Origin of the sequence: Bacillus sp. AFS012607, from assembly GCF_002558005.1 — a bacterium.
Lineage (GTDB): Bacteria > Bacillota > Bacilli > Bacillales > Bacillaceae_G > Bacillus_A > Bacillus_A thuringiensis_S.
Map to the genome: position 1 here is coordinate 96884 of NZ_NTVM01000002.1, position 17109 is coordinate 113992.

Genomic DNA, 17109 nt, shown 5'->3' on the forward strand with positions numbered 1-17109 from the left:
GCTTCTCCCCCACTTATTCTATCATTTTCATTTTTGAAAAAGGATAATATACGAATTCCACCTTGCCAATTATGTTATCTTCTTCAATATATCCTAAGCCATTTCGACTATCTCTACTTACTTCGCGGTTATCTCCCATTACAAATAACTTATTTGGCGGAATTTTTGTCTTTTGAAAGTTATAAAACACTTGTGTGTTGTTAAATAAATCTTTGTTCGTATATGGTTCTTCTTGCTTTTTATCGTTCACATATACCTTTCCGTTCGTTATGTTAATTACATCACCCGGAAGCCCTATTACACGTTTCACATAATATTTCGATTCATCCGCTTCCTTTATAATAACAATTTCTCCGCGTTGTAAATTAGAAAGACGTACTACTGCTTTATTTACAAATACGTAATCTGCTTCATATAAAGTCGGGTGCATCGATTCCCCTTCCACTTTACATAAAGTAAAAGAATGGTAGCCTATTACCATCACCAATATAAATAGTATGTACTTTCCCCAGCCTCTCTTAATTTCCTTTTTCATATCCATTCCCACCTTATAAAGCGCTTTTTAACTCAAAAAATATATCACTGCACAATATGTTTCCATGCAGTGATACTATTTTTACTGTGCCTTGTTCGGTTGTTCTACTGGAATTGAATTTGTATTTGATCTATTTGTTTTTAATTCAAAATACGCATCCAAAATCTCTTTACCAATCGCAGAATTAATTCCTGATTTATCATCATTCACCCATGGTACAACAACTGAAAAAGCTACTTCCGGATCAGCATCATATGGTGCATAACCGGCAAGAGTTAAATTATAACATTTTTTTCGGTTGTTATTCTCATCTCTTCCAATATCACTTTCTCCACCATATACTGTCTCAGCTGTTCCTGTTTTTCCCGCTGGTTTATATGGTAAACCTTTAAACGTTCCGGTACCTGTTCCGTCAGCTTCTTGAAAAACTCTTCTAAACCCTTCTTTTACATGATTAATGTACGAAGTGTCCATATCCACTCGATTTAATACAACTGGTTCAATCGACCGAACGACTTTTCCTACATCCTCTGGTCTATTCGGTTGCTCTCTAACTTCTTGTACAATTTGTGGTTTCATTCGGTAACCGCCATTTGCAATTGTGGAAATATATTGCGCAAGCTGAAGAGGCGTGTATGTATCATACTGTCCAATCGCGTAATCAAGTAAAAATCCGGGTATGTTATCAGTTCTACCTACTTGACCGATTGCTTCATTTGGCAGATCAATACCAGTCGACACACCTAGGCCAAATTGTCTAAAATAGTAGCGCATTTTATTAAATGTTTCTTGTTTAATATCTAATGGATTATTTGGGACATAATTAATGCCTGCCATTTTTAAAGCTGTATTAAACATATAAACGTTTGATGAAACTTGTAAAGCTCTTAAATCATCAATATCCCCAAATTCTTTCCACGATTTCTTCGGCTTAGAACTTCCTTTAAAATACATTGGTGCATCAAAGAAATGTGTATATGGCTTAATCGCTTCTGTTTGATATCCAGCTAATAAAGTAGCACCTTTTACAGTTGATCCTAACTCATAAGAACTTGTCATCGTTCCTAATGCATAATCTTCTATTTGCATACCGCCATCTTTATTTACAATTTTCTTTCCTGCCATTGATAAAATTTGACCGTTTTTCGGATTCATCATTACTACGAACGCACGATCCATCATCGGCTCTGCAGCATGAAAAGCTCGTAAATTCTTTTCAAGGCTTCCCTCTACTTTTTTCTGTAAATCCATATCGACTGTTAACATTAAGTTATTTCCACTTTTTCCTTCGGTCACTTTTTCTGTTCGAACAATTTCCCCTGCTTTATCCATAATATTTTTAGACTGTTCTTTCGTTCCATGTAGTGCATCTTCGTATTGTTTTTCAATGTAACTTTTACCAATACGATCGTTTCGATTATAATCACGAACTAAATAATAATCTAATTGTTCTCTTGGCAACCCTTCATTTTCATTAGAAACGCTACCTAGTATAGAGCGAAGTATTTTATCATTTGGGTATTCACGTTCCCAATCTACTGTCGTATCTACCCCCGGTAAACTTGCCAATCTTTCACTAACGACAGCATATTCATTTTGACTTACATCTTTTTTAACGATTTGCCGCGTCATTTTATATCCCGCATTCATTTTGCTTTTAATTACTAATACTTCTATATCTTCCTTTGAAAGCTCATTTAATTCTTCTTGTGTAATTCTTTCCCGGCGCAGTTCTTCTACTTTTTTATCTAATTCTTTTCCTTCTATTTCTTGCTTTCTAAATTTACTCTCATCTTCTTTCGTTACTTTCGCTGCTGCCCGCTTTTCATTTAACTGCATCCAAAAATCTTTCTTATCTGTCTCTGTTAACTTATCCATGTCCTCTTGCGACATTTCAATCAGCTTGGCTAAATCTCTTGCTACTTGTAAAACTTCTTTCGAGTCTACTCCTCTCATTTTCGTATATGTAACGGTTCGCAATGGTTTATTATTTACAATAACGTGACCTTGCCGATCAAACATTTTCCCTCTAGGAACGGGAGTGCTTACCGTTACATCTTCCTTTTTGTTTACTTCATTTCTATACGTTTCTCCATCAATGATTTGTACTTTACCTAATTGAATTATAATAGCTGAAAATAAAAGAAAGACAATAAAAAATAGTACATTTAACCGAAAAGGAATATGAGTCTTTTTCTTTTTCGATTGTTTCTTCTGCTCCTTTTTCTGTCTCATTTCGCTCCCTCGCTTCATTCTATTAACATTTCTACGCAAAATCATTATGTATCAAATTTATTTATATGATATATATAGAATTTTATATTAATTACAAAAGAAATAAAAGATTTAATTTTCAGTTTTTTAATTAATTATCCTATTTATTACCATTCCCTTAATGCACAATAACATGAATATTATTCTAAAAGAAAAATGGGGCAAATTGATTTTTATAAATTATAGAGATGTGGTTACTACATTATCAAAATGTTTTCATATGGCTTAAAACAGTGATTACTCAAATAAAAAACTGAGGTGGATACCTCAGTTTTTTTAATAATTTATTTCATTGAAGATAATCCCTCAACAAATTCACCAATTTTATTTTGAAAAACATAATCAAAGTTATATTCCTGTCCTGTTAACTCTTCATTTACTAAGATGGTTGTTGCTCCTACTTCCCTCTTTGCGATTTCCGGGAATGAAGCGACAGGTTGTACTTTTAATGACGTTCCCATAACGAGAAGTACATCTGTTTCATATAAACGTTTCATCGCATTTTGATATTGCGGCAGTGTACCTCCGTATAAAACAACGTCTGGATTTAAAATGAAATTACACTTCTGACAGCGCGGTACTTCATGATCAATCATATACTGTAAATCATAGCCTGATTTACATTTTGGACAATGTGCTGTTTGAAGTGTTCCATGTAAATCAATGACGTGCTTACTGCCACCTAATTGATGTAAACCGTCAATATTTTGCGTTAAAATCGTAATATCTTTCCCTTGTTCTTCTAGCTCAGCTAAAAAGCGATGGCCACGATTTGGTTTATATTGATGGAACGTATTAATTTGAAAGATTTCTTTATAATGCTTCCAAAATTCTTTCGGACTTCGGTTATAGTACCCTCTTGATAAGTACATCTCCACATTCGCATCAGCATACAATCCATTTGCTGAACGAAAATCTGGAATACCACTTTCCGTACTTGCACCAGCGCCTGTTAATACTGTAATTTTCTTCGCTTTTTCTAAAATTGAACGTACTTCTTCAAATTGTTGCACAAAAATCACCTCTATGTATATTCCTATACTTATTATACCAGTTGTTTACAGGAGGTGTTGTACAATTCGTTTTATTTAATGCGTCGCACCCCCAACCTCTACAATATCTACTTCAACTGTTGTCGTTACCTCAACTGCCAATTCGATCCCTTTACGAATAGTAGAAAGTGACATACTCGGTTGCCCTGGATATTTACTCGCTTGTTCTGGTAAGAACGGAATATGAATAAATCCGCCTTTTATTTTCTTATCACGCTTCTCTAGTTCATGCATGAGACCGTAGAATAAATGATTACAAACGAATGTACCTGCTGTTTGTGAAACGAAAGCTGGTATACCTTCTTCTTGCAGTCTTTTTACGATTGCTTTCATCGGAAGTGTAGACCAATAAGCAGCTGGTCCTTCTTCTGCAACTGGCACATCTATGGGCTGATTCCCTTCATTGTCAGCAATTCTTGCATCATCAACGTTAATTGCGACACGCTCTATCGTAATATCTGGTCTGCCCCCAGCTTGTCCGATACATATAATCATTTCAGGGTTTAGTTCTTCTATATATCCTTTTAATACTTTTATTGATTTATGAAATACCGTTGGGACTTGTTTGCTAATAATCGTGTACTCTCCAATTGTTTTTTCATGCAAACTTTTTGCTACTTCCCAAGCTGGGTTGATGCTTTCTCCGCCAAACGGATCAAATCCTGTTAATAATACTGTTTTCATAGTTTTCCCTCCTAATTAGAAACGATATACAAGGCCGTACATAATAAACATATTGATAATAAAGATTGAAAGAGCAATTGGTACTTGTGCTTTAATAACTGCATTTTTATCCTTTAGTTCTAAAAGCATCGCCGGAACGATATTAAAGTTTGCTGCCATTGGCGTAAGTAGCGTTCCGCAATATCCAGCAAACATACCGAGTGCTGCCATAATTGCTGGATTCCCACCGTGCATTTGAACAATTAAAGGTAAACCAATTCCGCCAGTAATAACGGCAAACGCTGCGAATGCATTTCCCATTACGACTGTGAAAAGCATCATTCCTAAACAATACGCCATAACAGCAACGAACGGATACTCTGTCGGTAACACTTGTCCGACTAAATCTGAAACAACTTGTCCAACGCCAGACTTCGCGAATATACCGCCAAGTGCTGCTAACATTTGTGGTAAAATTACAGCCCAGCCGACAGCTTGTAATAGTCTGCTTCCTTCTTGTACAGGCGTTGTTATTTTTGATTTTGTAATACGCATCGCCGCAACGAATGCGAGTAATGCACCAAGCGCTAATGCAACTAATGTTACTTTATCTGGATCAACAAGAGAGACATTTCCCCATTTAATTTTCCCTAAGGTCAACGTACCGATAATTGTAAAAATAGGAATTAATAGTGCAGGCATAAAAATTTTATTTTTTAATTTCTCAGCATGTTTTACACGCTCTTGTACTGGAACTTCTTTTTCCTCTGATTTTGTTACTTTATTTAGCGAGGCTAAAACGACCATAGCGAGCACGATACAGCCAACGTAAAACGAAGGAATTACATTTCCGAATAAAAATGTAACTGCAAACAATGCCCAAAATAAACTAGAACCGAATCTGTTGGGATGTTCACGATCGAATGCGATACGAACAGCGATAAAAGCAACGATTATCCCTAATACATAATAGATTGTATCCATTGTGATGATGTTCATATTAGATTGCCTCCTTCTCTTCTTTTCCTTCTGCCTTCATTGTTTTCTCTATATATTTATCAAACCTTCTAAATCTAATCCAGCTTACAATAAGTGCAGATATTGCAGTTAGAATGCCCCAAAGTGCCATATCCCATACACCCACATGCATACCTACTGAATCGAAGAACCCTTTCATTAATAAAATAGCACCAGTTGCGATGAAAATATCTTCTCCGAAAAACCAAGCTGTATTTTCCGCAGCAGCTGCGTTTGCTTTAATCTTTTCTCTTAATTTTTCAGGAAGTTTACCGTATTTACCTTGCGCGGCCCCTTCTGCCATCGGTGCAACGAGCGGTCTTACCGTTTGTGCATGCCCACCAATATTAAGCCCTAGTGCTGCTGACGATTCTCTTATCGTAAAATATGACATTAATACTCTTCCAGTTGTTGCTCCTTTTGATTTCGTTATAAGTGCTTCTGCTCTTTCTTTTAAACCGTAACGCTCTAAAATTCCGATTACCGGTAAAGTTAATATAATTGGCATAGACATATATCTATTTTCTATGAAAAATTTACCGAACATGCTGATCACATCATAAAAACTTAATCCTGAAACCATCCCCGTAACAATACCTGCAACCATAACTACTAAAAGTGTATTTAATCTAAATAAAAAGCCCACTGCAACAAGTAGTATTCCGATTAATTTAATCATCCCAGCACTTCCCCCTATTTTTTATTTCGGTGCACAAATAGAAATACCATTACGTTCGAATATTCTGTATATTTTTCCCGCAAATTGTACTGCTTTTTCTCCATCACCGTGTAAACAAATCGTCTGCGCCTGAACTGCTACTTCCTCTCCATTGACCGAATTTACATAGCCTTCTTTCACCATTTGAAGCACTTGCTTTATCGCTTCGTCTTCATTTTTTATAAGTGCATTTTCTTCTGTACGGCTCGTTAACGTTCCATCTTGCTTATATGTACGATCCGCAAACGCTTCTTGTACGAGAGTTACATTGTATTTTTCTGCAGCCTGTATAAACGCCTCGCTATTTGCTAATCCGTAAAGCGATAGACTCGGATTCATATGATAAATTGCCTTAGCGATTGCATCTGCAATTTTCGAATCCGTTGCCGCCATATTATATAAGGCACCATGCGGCTTTACATGCTGCATTTTCCCGCCTGCCGCTTTTACAAATGCGTCTAATGCGCCGATTTGATATAAAACATAATCGTATACTTCACTTGCTGAAACATTCATGTTTCTTCTACCGAATCCAATTAAATCAGGAAATCCAGGATGCGCCCCTATCGCTACGTTATGCTCCAAAGCTTTTTCAACAGTTTGCCGCATAACAGACGGATCACCCGCATGAAAACCGCAAGCAACGTTTATAGAGGAAACGAACGGAAGAATTTCATCATCATTCCCCATTTTATAAGCTCCAAAACTTTCTCCTAAATCACAGTTTAAATCGATTGTAGTCACAATGTATCCCTCCTAATTTCAGCTTCGTAAAGCGATAAATTTCTTTAATAGATTTATATTTACTTCTTGTTCTATGTACAATTGTTCCGCTTCTTCAAGCGTAATTTCCTCAAAAGAAACATAGTCCCCCGGCTTTAGCTGGGCAAGAAGAGGTAAATCTACAGAAATGATATTTCCCATTCTCGGATAGCCACCTGTCGTTTGCCTATCTGCCATTAATATAATTGGCTGTCCACCATTTGGAACTTGAATGGTTCCAAATGTAACAGGACTCGATAAAACCTCTTTTTCTTCAATCCTATTTAAAACTTCTCCCTCAATCCTATAGCCCATGCGGTCAGCATAATTAGATACCTTATACTCTTTCGTAAAAAATGCCTTTCTACTTTCTTCTGTAAATTGATCATATTCAAAGTCAGTTATGACACGAAGCTTAGGATGTTTCTTATACTTTGATAGTACGCTGTTGTTAATTGCCCATTTCGTTTTTATTCTCCCATCTTTTTGTAAGTCTTGAATGAAACGATTCGCCATTTCTGGTTGTGCACCAATTTGGAAGTAGTCACCCTTGTTGAGCATTCTTCCTTCTATACCGCCAATCGCAGCACGTATGTACGTACTTTTACTTCCCATAGTACGATCAATATGGATGCCACCCGCAAAAGTCACATACGCTCTGCAACCACTTTTCACTTTTCCAAAACAAAGCATACTACCTTCTTCCGCTAAAATGGGACGCCATAACGGGATACGTTCTCCATTCAATAACGGTTCCATATCTGCTCCGCCAATCGCAAGTAAAGTCGTTTTCTTTATTAACAATTTAGGTCCCATAATCGTCATTTCGAGTCCCGCTTCATTCTCTTCATTGCCAACTAACATATTGATCATTCGAAGTGCACTTTGATCCATCGCCCCGCCAACGGGTACACCGTATTGTTGATAATGAGATCGCCCTAAATCTTGGACTGTTGTAAACATTCCTGCATGCAAAACTTCTACATCCATTCTTTAGCCCCCTCAAATGATACGTACTCTTCCTTCGTTATTGGGATAAATCGTAAATACATACCACTTTGAATATATGTTGGTATTTCTTCTTCTGGATTAAATAATGAAATAGGAGTTCGGCCGATAATATTCCATCCTCCTGGTGTTTCAAGCGGATAAATACCTGTTTGATTTCCGCCAATACCTACTGAACCAGGAGAGATTTGTAACCGTGGCGTTTCTTTTCTAGGTGTTTCTAATTCTTTTGATAGTCCTCCTAAATACGGGAACCCTGGTGTAAAACCTAGCATATATACAAAATATGTAGTTTCACTATGTATTCGAATCACATCTTCTACTTGTAAACCTTTATAATGCGCAACCTCTTCTAAATCAGGTCCATATTCTCCCCCGTAGCACACTGGTATAGAAATATGTTTCACATCCTGTTTTACTTCTTCTTTATAAGAATCACACAGCTCCTTTATATACTGGTGAACGTAATCATATGGCCTTTCATTTCTCTCATTTCTCTTCCATACTTCGTATACATTGTAGTAAACAGCTAATGAAGTAAACGACGGAACGCACTCAATCATTCCTGCAAACGGATGTTGCTGCAGTGCTTGAAATAACCGCTGTACTTTCTCATATATATCCATCTTAATTTCTTCACCAAATGTAACAATAATTGCTTGATCCCCTAACGCAGAAAATTTCATCCTACTCCCTCTTTCTATGCCAAAAAGCCGAGTTCTTTCGAAATGCGATGTGCTGTTTCTTTCACCTTAGCGATAAAATATGAAATGTTACTTTCGCTGTACTCAATTGCTAATCCCGAAATACTAATGCCTGCTACAACCGTTCCATCACTTGCGAAAATGGGCGCTGCTATTGCGGCTGTATGATTTTCTAACTCAGAATAACTAATTGTGTAGCCTTCCTTTTTTGCCATTTGCAACACTTCTAGCAATTGTTCCTTATCCACAATTGTTCCATCTGCAAACTGTTTTAAATCCACTTCCTCTATGTATCTCCGTTTCTCTTCCTCAGAAAAATACGATAGTAAAATTCTCGGACATGCACCAGCATAAAGCGGTGCTCTTCTTCCAACCGCCGTATACACGCGTACTGGCTGAACACCTTCCATCTTTTCAACATAAATTGCGTCATTACCATCTTGAATTATTAAATTAACTGCCTGTCCTAAACTATCTCTAAGTTCTTTCATATAAGGAATTGCTATATTTCTTACTGATAATCGTTGTGAAACAAGTTGACCGAACCGTAAAAATACGACCCCTAAACGATATTTCCCCTTTTCGTTTTTTTGTAAAAACTCCATCTCTTCTAACGAGCCAATTAAACGATAAACAGATGTTTTCGGCATATTTGTAAGCTGAACCATCTCAGTTAAACTTAGCTCTTCATGCTCATAAAACAACTCTAAAATATCCATTGTCTTAACTGCCGTTTTATTTATACTCATTCTCTCTTCCTTTCGTTCTGAATTTCGGAACTTAAATTCCATTTTTCGAAACAAACATATAATTTAAAATTATAAAATATTCTTTCAATTCATTCAATAGATTTTAAACAAATAAAAAAGTACGGAAGAATATCTCTCCCATACTTCACTACACTTTATAACGCTCTTACTTGTTTCAACGGCCAGAAAACAGCTTGTCCTTTTCCGACAATCTCATCTTCTGAAATAAAGCCAAACATGCGACCATCCTTAGAAACTTCACGATTATCCCCTAAAACAAATACTTGGCCTTCTGGCACTTTCGTTTTCCCTGTAATTTGTTCTAACGTAAAGTCTGGAGTTAATACACGGTCAGTTGCTTTTTCTTTAAACTCTTTTAAATATGGTTCTTCCATCGCTTTTCCGTTTACATATAAAACATCATTTTTATACTCAACTGTATCACCTGGTAAACCAATTACTCGTTTTACTAAATCGTATCCTTCTTTGCCGTGGAAGACGATAATATCAAAGCGTTCTAATCCACTTATACTATAACCAATCTTATTTACGAGAACTCGTTCATTATTTTCTAAAGTGGGCATCATTGATTCACCTTGCACTAAAGAAGGTGTAAATAAAACGCCGCGAATAATAGCAATTAATACAAGGGTAAACCCTATCGTTTTAGCCCAAGAGAATAATTCTTTCTTCGTATTTTCCTTCATCGTTTCTCCTCTTTCTTAAGCACTTATTTTATTATTTCAACTAGTTCTTGTACTACATTAGGATCTATTTCAGAAAAACATGATTTTGCTTCTCTTACCGCTGTACCGACATGTGCTTGCGAAATTCCAGTTTCATCTAGCAATCGCTTTATATTTTCTTTCGTCACGCCAGCTCCAGCTACAAGCTGAATTTGACCATCACTTACTTTTTGCATTTCTGTAAGCACCGGAATATTGTCTACTATATCTCCTTGTCCACCTGAAGTTAAAACGTGAGTTACTTTATGAAACTTCTTTAAAGTTCTCATCGCTTCTACTGGATTTTCTATATCATCTATCGCACGGTGGTACGTTACATTCATTCCATCTACAACAGATAGTAAATCCGCTAATTTCTCTTCATCTACTTCATTTTGTTCGTTTAATACGCCTAATACTACACCAGCTGCTCCTAACTTCTGCGCAACTATAATATCTTCTTTCATCATTTCAATTTCTTCTTCCGTATATGTAAAAGACTTCGCATGCGGACGAATCATAACATGAATTGGTATACTCACCGCTTCTACCGCTTTTTTTATAAAAGCATAACTTGGTGTTAAACCACCTTCTGTATAAGATGAAATTAATTCAATCCGCTTCCCGCCAGCACTTTCAATTCTTTTTACATCTTCTAAACATGTTGCAATAACCTCTAGCATGAGATGACCTCTTTTCGTGCTTTTTTCTTATTATAACATTAGTAAAAATAAGAAGCCTAGCTTTCTCCTTTAAAACTTAAAAAAGAAGAATGAAAAGAAAGATTTTTTATTGGCAACGATTATTGGTAACATCCTATTATTCATGTACACTCCTACCATAATGAAAAAGCCCGTCATTTTGACGGACTTTTCTAATTTCAAGCTTTTCTTTCCTCAGTTTTCATATCAATGCCTAATTGATCTTCCAATAACTTTACACCTTTCTTTGTAAGATGGACAGCTCGGTTCTTATCCGTTTTCGTAATCCATCCTTGTTCAAAAAGCAGTTTTGCAATTGCAGACCCTAGCCAACCAGAAATATGGTAACGCCGTTCACTCCAATCAAGGCAAGGTTTTGCAAATACCCTCCTTTTTGTATCTGCCTCATCAACATTTATTCCAAAATTCAGAAACCATTGTTTACCTTGTTCTGTTACAATGTATTCTCCATCCCCTAAAATTATAAATTTCCTATCTAGTAATTTTTCAGTTATCTCTACACCGAGTTTGCCTGCAAGATGATCATAACAAGTTCGAGCATAACGAATTTGTTTTAGTTGACCTGATTGTTTTAAAGAGCGAACTTGAACTGTTGGTGCGATTGTCTCTAACTTTTCAAGCACTTCTGCAACTTCTTGATTAGCAAGTCGATAGTAACGATGTCTACCATGTTGTTCAACTGTAAGTAGATTCCCCTCTACTAATTTAGAAAGATGAGAACTAATTGTTGGATGTGACACTTTTGCCATATAAGCCAATTCGCTAGCAGGTAGTGCCTGATTATTCATTAGACAATCTAAGATGATTGCTCTTGTAGGTTCAGCAATTAGTTTAGCTATATATGAGATATTCGGATATACATTCATATTTCGATGATACCCTAACTGTTAAATTGATACAATTATTTTAAGTTTAATAGTAAAGAAGAATTTATTATGAATGCAATTGATCTTAGTATATTAAATTTGAAAGAGACGAGAAGGCGCTCAGAAAAATTATGGAATTCTCTTCCCGATAATTTTCTTAATTGGAGGCCTGATAATGAGGCTATTTCTTTTGGTGAGATGATTCGTCACGTATGGAGCTCAACTTTTTACTATCATATGATTTTAAAAAACAACGGCTCAATAAATGATATACATTTCCCGTATGATGAAGAGCCAATTACTTGTGTAAAAAAGGAAATTGAATTGGCACAATCATACTTTACTGACTTCATAGAGTATGTTCAATCCATAAACATAGCAGAGCTAGATTCAACCCTTATCGATCGAAGCGATGTTGGCTATCAAAGATATTTAGGAGACATGCTATTACGAATTGCCTATCATGATGCGGTCCATGCAGGTCAATTTTTACAATATTTACGAATGATAAACTTAGAAAGACCATTAATTTGGGATTAAATACGAAAAATGTTTATACAGCCTTCAAACTGGCATTACAACAAGAATTTTTCAACAAGAAACAATCACAAAACCATGATAATCATTTATATTAAAAACCTACATCTCAACCAAGTACTTCATACACATAAAAAGCACGGATTTGATCACTAATCAAACCCGTGCTTTCAAAACAACTATTTTATCCATAAACAATAAAATATAAGCTTTAAAAACTACGACCGAAACGCCGCATCCGCCAGCATAGACAATGTTGCATCATCCATCGGTGGATTGTGTAATCCTGCTCTGACGTTTAAATAGTAACGATGGAGCGGATTTTTTTCTGATAAGCTTTTTGCTCCTACGATGCACATTGATTTATCCACTATGGATATCGCCGCATTTGTTACGGCGTATTTCACTGCCGCTAATTCTGCTTGCAGTGACAGTTTATCTTCTGCCTCATCGTATTTTTTCGCAATTTGATATAAAAAGACGCGAGCTTGCATAAGCTCGAGTTCTAATTCTCCAACTAATCTTCTAACATTCGGTAATAAACTAATAGAATGGTTTAAACTATTTGGTCTGTATGATCCCGCAAACTGAACTGCATAATTTCTTGCTGATTGTGCAATTCCTAAATAACATGCTGGTATATGTAGCAACCAGCCAATACCCTTTTGTTTCACTTTCCCGCCTTTTACATCCGTAAAAAAGCGGTTGTCTATCTCTACATTTTGTAAGAGAAGGTCGTGGCTAGCAGTCCCTCGCATTGCAACGCTATCCCACGTTTCTTCAATAGACACACCGAGTGTATTTCTTGGAATAACAAACTCACCAACTTCTTCTTGGCCTTCCATACTTGCTGAAATAATAAAATAATCAAGTACTGGCGCCATCGTTGTAAAAGTTTTTCTTCCATTTATAACCCACTTCTCGCCTTGTTGAACCGCTATTGTTTCTGGTTTGCCGCCACGCGTCGGACTCCCTGTTTTCGGTTCTGTTGCTGCCCTGTTAAAGAGCGCACCATTACGTACTTCTTCGCAAAACCATTTGAACATCTCATCATTCCAAGAGCGATTTTCCGCTAGCTCCTTCACAATGCCAAGATGCCAGCCAATCGATAATGCAGTAGCTCCACAGCCTTCCGCGATTTTCTCTTGAAATAAAACGAAGTCATATAAAGAAATGGCACTACCACCAAATTCCTTCGGTAACGTTAATTTCGTATATCCGATATCTTTCAAATCATTTATATTTTCATACGGAAATGATCCTAATTCACTTAGCTGATGCTCCCTTTCCATGAACTTCGGAATCAATTTATTTATTTTCTCAATAATTAAAGACTGTTCTTCTGTTTCAACAAATGAGAGTGCCATACTATAATCTCCTTTATCCCGCTATTTGCGGGCAGTAAAACTCCCACCTAAAAATTCAGGTGAAGCAAAGGAAGTTAGGTGGGAGATCAACTGCCCGTAAACGCCCGATTGGTTCAACTAATAATCAGTGGGAAACCCACCCACTGATTAAAGTTTCACTTTATGCTCGATTCATAAACCGTTCATTTTGTCATTATGATTATATGAAGCTACCTCTCTATTGTTTCACTATTCCGATAAAAATACAATGTTTTTGACTAATAAGAAAAGTTCCTATTTAAGGATAGATCCTTTTCTTATATTAGTCCCCCTTCAATGCTTTTAACGGCAAAGAGGTTACATATCCAATATACGAGAATAATTCTTTAAAGAAGAATGGTATTTCTGTATCTAACGTTTTATATGCTGATGTCGGCGTTGGTGAAGCATATGCTTCAATATTAATATGTTTTGCGATTCTCATTGCGCGTTTCATATGAAGTGGATCACTTACAATCGTGTATGTGTGTATTCCGTTCTCTATTCCAACTTGCTTCGCATTCTTTAAATTTTCTTCAGTGAAAAGGGATTTTGTTTCAATTAAAATATCTTCCTCTTTTACACCTTGTTTCATTGCATATACTCTTGCAGTACGTGCTTCCTCAAGTTCTGCCTCGAACTTTGTACCACCTGTAAAAATAATCTTTTTAATATTTCCGTTCCTATATAAAGAAATCGCATGATTAATTCTTTCTTTAAATACAGGAGATGGTTTTCCGTTCCATGAAGCTGCGCCTAGTACGATACCAGCATCCGTTTTCACGTCATCATTTGCTTTAAAACGATAACTCCAAATATCGTAAGCTGCATAACTTACATATAAAATAGCAGAACAAATCATTAGTAAAAATACTTGAAAGATTCGTCTTTTCTTACTCTTCTTATTTTCTTTCATTTGTAATTGCCTCCGTACATCATCCATACTTCTATAAAAAACATTTATATCAAATCGTTTTGTTTGAGTTTATTTAAAAGAAGGAACTTTACTTGTTATTTATATATAAAAGGGTTTTCATTTAAAATTGAGGATTATCAATTCATTTTCATTTGCGGTTTTCATTACATTTTTTTAAATTCATAAGTTTATTACCATACAACTACATTGTAACGAATTTTTTCTCAGAAGGGAACGATGAAACAAAAGGAATTAAAATAAAGTAGCATTTTGTAAGAAAAAAGGTATATTTTTCATACCTCACGAACAATATACCTTTCAAAACACGAATTATACCTTTTCTTTATATAACTCTAATTTTTCTAACAATTGTTCTTTTACGCCTGGCCATTCACTCGAGATAATACTGTACACCACCGCATCTCTCACATAACCATTCGGTAATTTTCTTTCATTTCTAAGCACACCCTCTTTTACTGCGCCTAACCTTTCAATTGCTCGTTGTGCTTTTTCATTTCTTGCATCCGTCTTAATTTGTACCCTAAGCATATGCAGTTTTTCAAAAGCATACTGGAGAAGCATATACTTACACTCTGTATTTATACTCGTACGTTGCAAACTCGGATGATACCACGTTTGCCCTAACTCAACTGTCTTATCTTCTACTGAAATATTATATAAACGTGTACTTCCTACAATCTTATTCGTCTGTTGATCTACGACTACCAAAGGTATTTGAGTACCTCTTCCGTAACCCTTTATCGCTTTTTGAACGTATTGTTGCATATCTTGCACACTATCCATTTTAGAGATTAAATACGCCCAAATATCCCGATTTCCTTCTACAATCGAAAACAAAGTTTCGACATCAGTATTATCCATTAACCGCAACTTTGCTCTTTCGTTAATAATTTCCATTTGTAAGCCTCCTTTGTTGTTACTATAACATACCAACAATATCGTTTTATTAATATATAAAAATATTTTTTCGTAAACGTGTAGTACATCTAAAAATAAAAATGCGATGCCTTTATTCAAGCATCGCACTTATAATTTCGCACTACCTACGATTTTACAATAAATATTCATTTACACAAGTTAGTAAACGTCATATATTTAGAACTTACATTCTAGTTCAAAGCAACAAATAAGCAATCGGCGTAATGATAAGCAACGTTAAAATCGTTCTCTGCACATACAGAATAATAAGTTCAGATACTTTTAACGGAATATCTGTTGATAATATACAAGGAATGGAAGCGGAGAAAAACAGTATAGATGATACGGAAACAACTGCAATGACAAACTTTGTCACAAGTGGCGCACTTACAACTAATAATGACGGTAAAAACATTTCTGCAATACCAACTGATGCGGCTTTAGCGGCTAAGTCTGCTTCTGGTAATTGTAATAGCCATGTAAACGGATAGAAAATATAACTGATCCAATCAAATATTGGCGTAAACTTCGCTAAGACGATACCAATTAATCCTACTGACATAATGGATGGTAAAATTCCCATCGTCATAATAAATCCGTCTTTTAAATTCACTGCAATATTTTTCATAATGCTCGGTGCAGACTTTGATACTTCTAACGCATCTTCCCAAGCACATTCTAACATTTTCTCTTTATAAACAGGCTCTGGGAACCCTTCTTCTGTTACATATGTATCTGGTTTTCTACTGAGGGGCGGGATTCTTACGGTGATAGCAGTCACGATGAATGTTACAACAAGCGTAGTCCAAAAATAAACATTCCATAAATGCATAATATCTAATGTTTTTGCGATGATGATCATAAATGTAGCGGATACTGTAGAAAATCCTGTAGCGATAATCGCCGCTTCTTTTGTCGTATACTTTCCTTCTTTATACACGCGATTCGTAATAAGGAGAGCAATCGAATAACTTCCAACGAAGGACGCAACTGCATCGATTGCCGATCTCCCCGGCGTATTCCATAATGGCCTCATAATCGGACGACAAAATGTACCGATAAATTCAAGCAATCCATATCCGACTAATAACGCTAAAAACGCCGAGCCAATTGGAACGAGCAAACTTACTGATATGACTAGCTTCTCATACAAAAACGGTCCAACATCTGGCGCAAAGAACCAAGCTGGTCCTACTTTTAAACAATATAATATGCCAAAAACAACGCCAACTACTTTTAAAATAGAAAAACAAATGTCTACGATAGATGCATTCCATTTCTTCGTATAAAATGGATAAATCGCACCAATTGCCATAACAAATAATGCATAATAAGGTACTACGTCAGGAACCGAAGCCCTAATCCACGATACGATGTGATCAATCATAATAGACGATGCACCGTTTATCGTAACAGGAACGAAAAACATAAACACTCCAACGAGACTAGCAAGTATAAACCGGAGAATAATCCCCTTCTCTCGCCCTGCCTTAATTATATTGCTCTTTAATTCAATTTCACTCAAAATTCGACACCT

Annotated in this window: 18 protein-coding genes; 1 reads left to right on the top strand and 17 read right to left on the bottom strand. The window is 36.0% G+C overall.

Features of this window, described 5'->3' with window-relative positions; genetic code table 11:
* Positions 1 to 13: 13 nt before the first annotated feature.
* From lepB (CN409_RS00825) to CN409_RS00890, 13 genes are all read right to left on the bottom strand, one after another.
* Entirely contained in the window at positions 14 to 535 is a 522-nt protein-coding gene (lepB, locus tag CN409_RS00825) for a signal peptidase I (RefSeq protein WP_044784024.1), read from the bottom strand.
* 81 nt (positions 536 to 616) lie between these two features.
* Positions 617 to 2770, bottom strand: coding sequence for a peptidoglycan D,D-transpeptidase FtsI family protein (locus CN409_RS00830; protein WP_097981875.1), 2154 nt, complete (start codon positions 2768 to 2770; stop codon positions 617 to 619).
* 323 nt (positions 2771 to 3093) lie between these two features.
* Positions 3094 to 3822: an NAD-dependent protein deacylase gene (locus CN409_RS00840; RefSeq protein WP_141527672.1), complete on the bottom strand. Its 729-nt coding sequence runs from the start codon at positions 3820 to 3822 to the stop codon at positions 3094 to 3096.
* Between the two features lie 75 nt (positions 3823 to 3897).
* Positions 3898 to 4545, bottom strand: a complete 648-nt coding sequence (pcp, locus tag CN409_RS00845; RefSeq protein WP_097981873.1) for a pyroglutamyl-peptidase I — start codon at positions 4543 to 4545, stop codon at positions 3898 to 3900.
* Between the two features lie 15 nt (positions 4546 to 4560).
* Positions 4561 to 5523, bottom strand: a complete 963-nt coding sequence (locus tag CN409_RS00850; RefSeq protein WP_001021658.1) for a DUF979 domain-containing protein — start codon at positions 5521 to 5523, stop codon at positions 4561 to 4563.
* A 1-nt stretch (position 5524) separates the two neighbouring features.
* Positions 5525 to 6220: a DUF969 domain-containing protein gene (locus tag CN409_RS00855; protein WP_097981872.1), complete on the bottom strand. Its 696-nt coding sequence runs from the start codon at positions 6218 to 6220 to the stop codon at positions 5525 to 5527.
* A gap of 21 nt (positions 6221 to 6241) precedes the next feature.
* The gene (gene pxpA, locus CN409_RS00860) at positions 6242 to 7003 is read right to left on the bottom strand and encodes a 5-oxoprolinase subunit PxpA (RefSeq protein ID WP_000207324.1); all 762 of its coding nucleotides are present in this window, start codon (positions 7001 to 7003) and stop codon (positions 6242 to 6244) included.
* Positions 7004 to 7021: 18 nt separating this feature from the next.
* Complete coding sequence (locus CN409_RS00865) at positions 7022 to 8011, bottom strand: 5-oxoprolinase subunit C family protein (protein WP_000382228.1); 990 nt, start codon at positions 8009 to 8011, stop codon at positions 7022 to 7024.
* Positions 8002 to 8715: a 5-oxoprolinase subunit PxpB gene (pxpB, locus tag CN409_RS00870; RefSeq protein WP_000672262.1), complete on the bottom strand. Its 714-nt coding sequence runs from the start codon at positions 8713 to 8715 to the stop codon at positions 8002 to 8004. The genes CN409_RS00865 and pxpB overlap by 10 nt, the downstream gene beginning before the upstream one ends.
* A gap of 14 nt (positions 8716 to 8729) precedes the next feature.
* On the bottom strand, positions 8730 to 9482 hold the full coding sequence (locus CN409_RS00875) for an IclR family transcriptional regulator (protein ID WP_000026365.1): 753 nt from the start codon (positions 9480 to 9482) through the stop codon (positions 8730 to 8732).
* 155 nt (positions 9483 to 9637) lie between these two features.
* Positions 9638 to 10189, bottom strand: a complete 552-nt coding sequence (lepB, locus tag CN409_RS00880) for a signal peptidase I (protein ID WP_000662494.1) — start codon at positions 10187 to 10189, stop codon at positions 9638 to 9640.
* Between the two features lie 23 nt (positions 10190 to 10212).
* Positions 10213 to 10890, bottom strand: coding sequence for a copper homeostasis protein CutC (locus CN409_RS00885; protein WP_000895107.1), 678 nt, complete (start codon positions 10888 to 10890; stop codon positions 10213 to 10215).
* A gap of 197 nt (positions 10891 to 11087) precedes the next feature.
* On the bottom strand, positions 11088 to 11795 hold the full coding sequence (locus CN409_RS00890; protein ID WP_001103797.1) for an ArsR/SmtB family transcription factor: 708 nt from the start codon (positions 11793 to 11795) through the stop codon (positions 11088 to 11090).
* A gap of 69 nt (positions 11796 to 11864) precedes the next feature.
* On the opposite strand from CN409_RS00890, the gene CN409_RS00895 reads away from it, so the two are divergent.
* A complete protein-coding gene (locus tag CN409_RS00895; RefSeq protein ID WP_000991277.1) occupies positions 11865 to 12335 on the top strand; it encodes a DinB family protein in 471 nt (156 codons plus the stop codon).
* Between the two features lie 215 nt (positions 12336 to 12550).
* On the opposite strand, the gene CN409_RS00900 is transcribed toward CN409_RS00895, so the two are convergent.
* The 4 genes from CN409_RS00900 to CN409_RS00915 all read right to left on the bottom strand — a co-directional run bounded on the left by CN409_RS00900 (position 12551) and on the right by CN409_RS00915 (position 17097).
* A complete protein-coding gene (locus CN409_RS00900; RefSeq protein WP_097981870.1) occupies positions 12551 to 13699 on the bottom strand; it encodes an acyl-CoA dehydrogenase family protein in 1149 nt (382 codons plus the stop codon).
* A gap of 301 nt (positions 13700 to 14000) precedes the next feature.
* On the bottom strand, positions 14001 to 14633 hold the full coding sequence (locus CN409_RS00905) for a YdcF family protein (protein ID WP_000662217.1): 633 nt from the start codon (positions 14631 to 14633) through the stop codon (positions 14001 to 14003).
* A gap of 330 nt (positions 14634 to 14963) precedes the next feature.
* The gene (locus CN409_RS00910) at positions 14964 to 15551 is read right to left on the bottom strand and encodes a GNAT family N-acetyltransferase (RefSeq protein WP_097981869.1); all 588 of its coding nucleotides are present in this window, start codon (positions 15549 to 15551) and stop codon (positions 14964 to 14966) included.
* 217 nt (positions 15552 to 15768) lie between these two features.
* Positions 15769 to 17097, bottom strand: coding sequence for a YjiH family protein (locus tag CN409_RS00915; RefSeq protein WP_097981867.1), 1329 nt, complete (start codon positions 17095 to 17097; stop codon positions 15769 to 15771).
* Between the last annotated feature and the right edge of the window lie 12 nt (positions 17098 to 17109).

Excerpts from the sequence above, each read along its gene's own strand:
- lepB (WP_044784024.1), bottom strand. The coding sequence starts at position 535 with ATGAAAAAGGAAATTAAGAGAGGCTGGGGAAAGTACATACTATTTATA.
- CN409_RS00830 (WP_097981875.1), bottom strand. The coding sequence starts at position 2,770 with ATGAGACAGAAAAAGGAGCAGAAGAAACAATCGAAAAAGAAAAAGACT.
- pcp (WP_097981873.1), bottom strand. The coding sequence starts at position 4,545 with ATGAAAACAGTATTATTAACAGGATTTGATCCGTTTGGCGGAGAAAGC.
- CN409_RS00850 (WP_001021658.1), bottom strand. The coding sequence starts at position 5,523 with ATGAACATCATCACAATGGATACAATCTATTATGTATTAGGGATAATC.
- CN409_RS00855 (WP_097981872.1), bottom strand. The coding sequence starts at position 6,220 with ATGATTAAATTAATCGGAATACTACTTGTTGCAGTGGGCTTTTTATTT.
- CN409_RS00865 (WP_000382228.1), bottom strand. The coding sequence starts at position 8,011 with ATGGATGTAGAAGTTTTGCATGCAGGAATGTTTACAACAGTCCAAGAT.
- pxpB (WP_000672262.1), bottom strand. The coding sequence starts at position 8,715 with ATGAAATTTTCTGCGTTAGGGGATCAAGCAATTATTGTTACATTTGGT.
- CN409_RS00875 (WP_000026365.1), bottom strand. The coding sequence starts at position 9,482 with ATGAGTATAAATAAAACGGCAGTTAAGACAATGGATATTTTAGAGTTG.
- lepB (WP_000662494.1), bottom strand. The coding sequence starts at position 10,189 with ATGAAGGAAAATACGAAGAAAGAATTATTCTCTTGGGCTAAAACGATA.
- CN409_RS00885 (WP_000895107.1), bottom strand. The coding sequence starts at position 10,890 with ATGCTAGAGGTTATTGCAACATGTTTAGAAGATGTAAAAAGAATTGAA.
- CN409_RS00890 (WP_001103797.1), bottom strand. The coding sequence starts at position 11,795 with ATGAATGTATATCCGAATATCTCATATATAGCTAAACTAATTGCTGAA.
- CN409_RS00895 (WP_000991277.1), top strand. The coding sequence starts at position 11,865 with ATGAATGCAATTGATCTTAGTATATTAAATTTGAAAGAGACGAGAAGG.
- CN409_RS00900 (WP_097981870.1), bottom strand. The coding sequence starts at position 13,699 with ATGGCACTCTCATTTGTTGAAACAGAAGAACAGTCTTTAATTATTGAG.
- CN409_RS00905 (WP_000662217.1), bottom strand. The coding sequence starts at position 14,633 with ATGAAAGAAAATAAGAAGAGTAAGAAAAGACGAATCTTTCAAGTATTT.
- CN409_RS00910 (WP_097981869.1), bottom strand. The coding sequence starts at position 15,551 with ATGGAAATTATTAACGAAAGAGCAAAGTTGCGGTTAATGGATAATACT.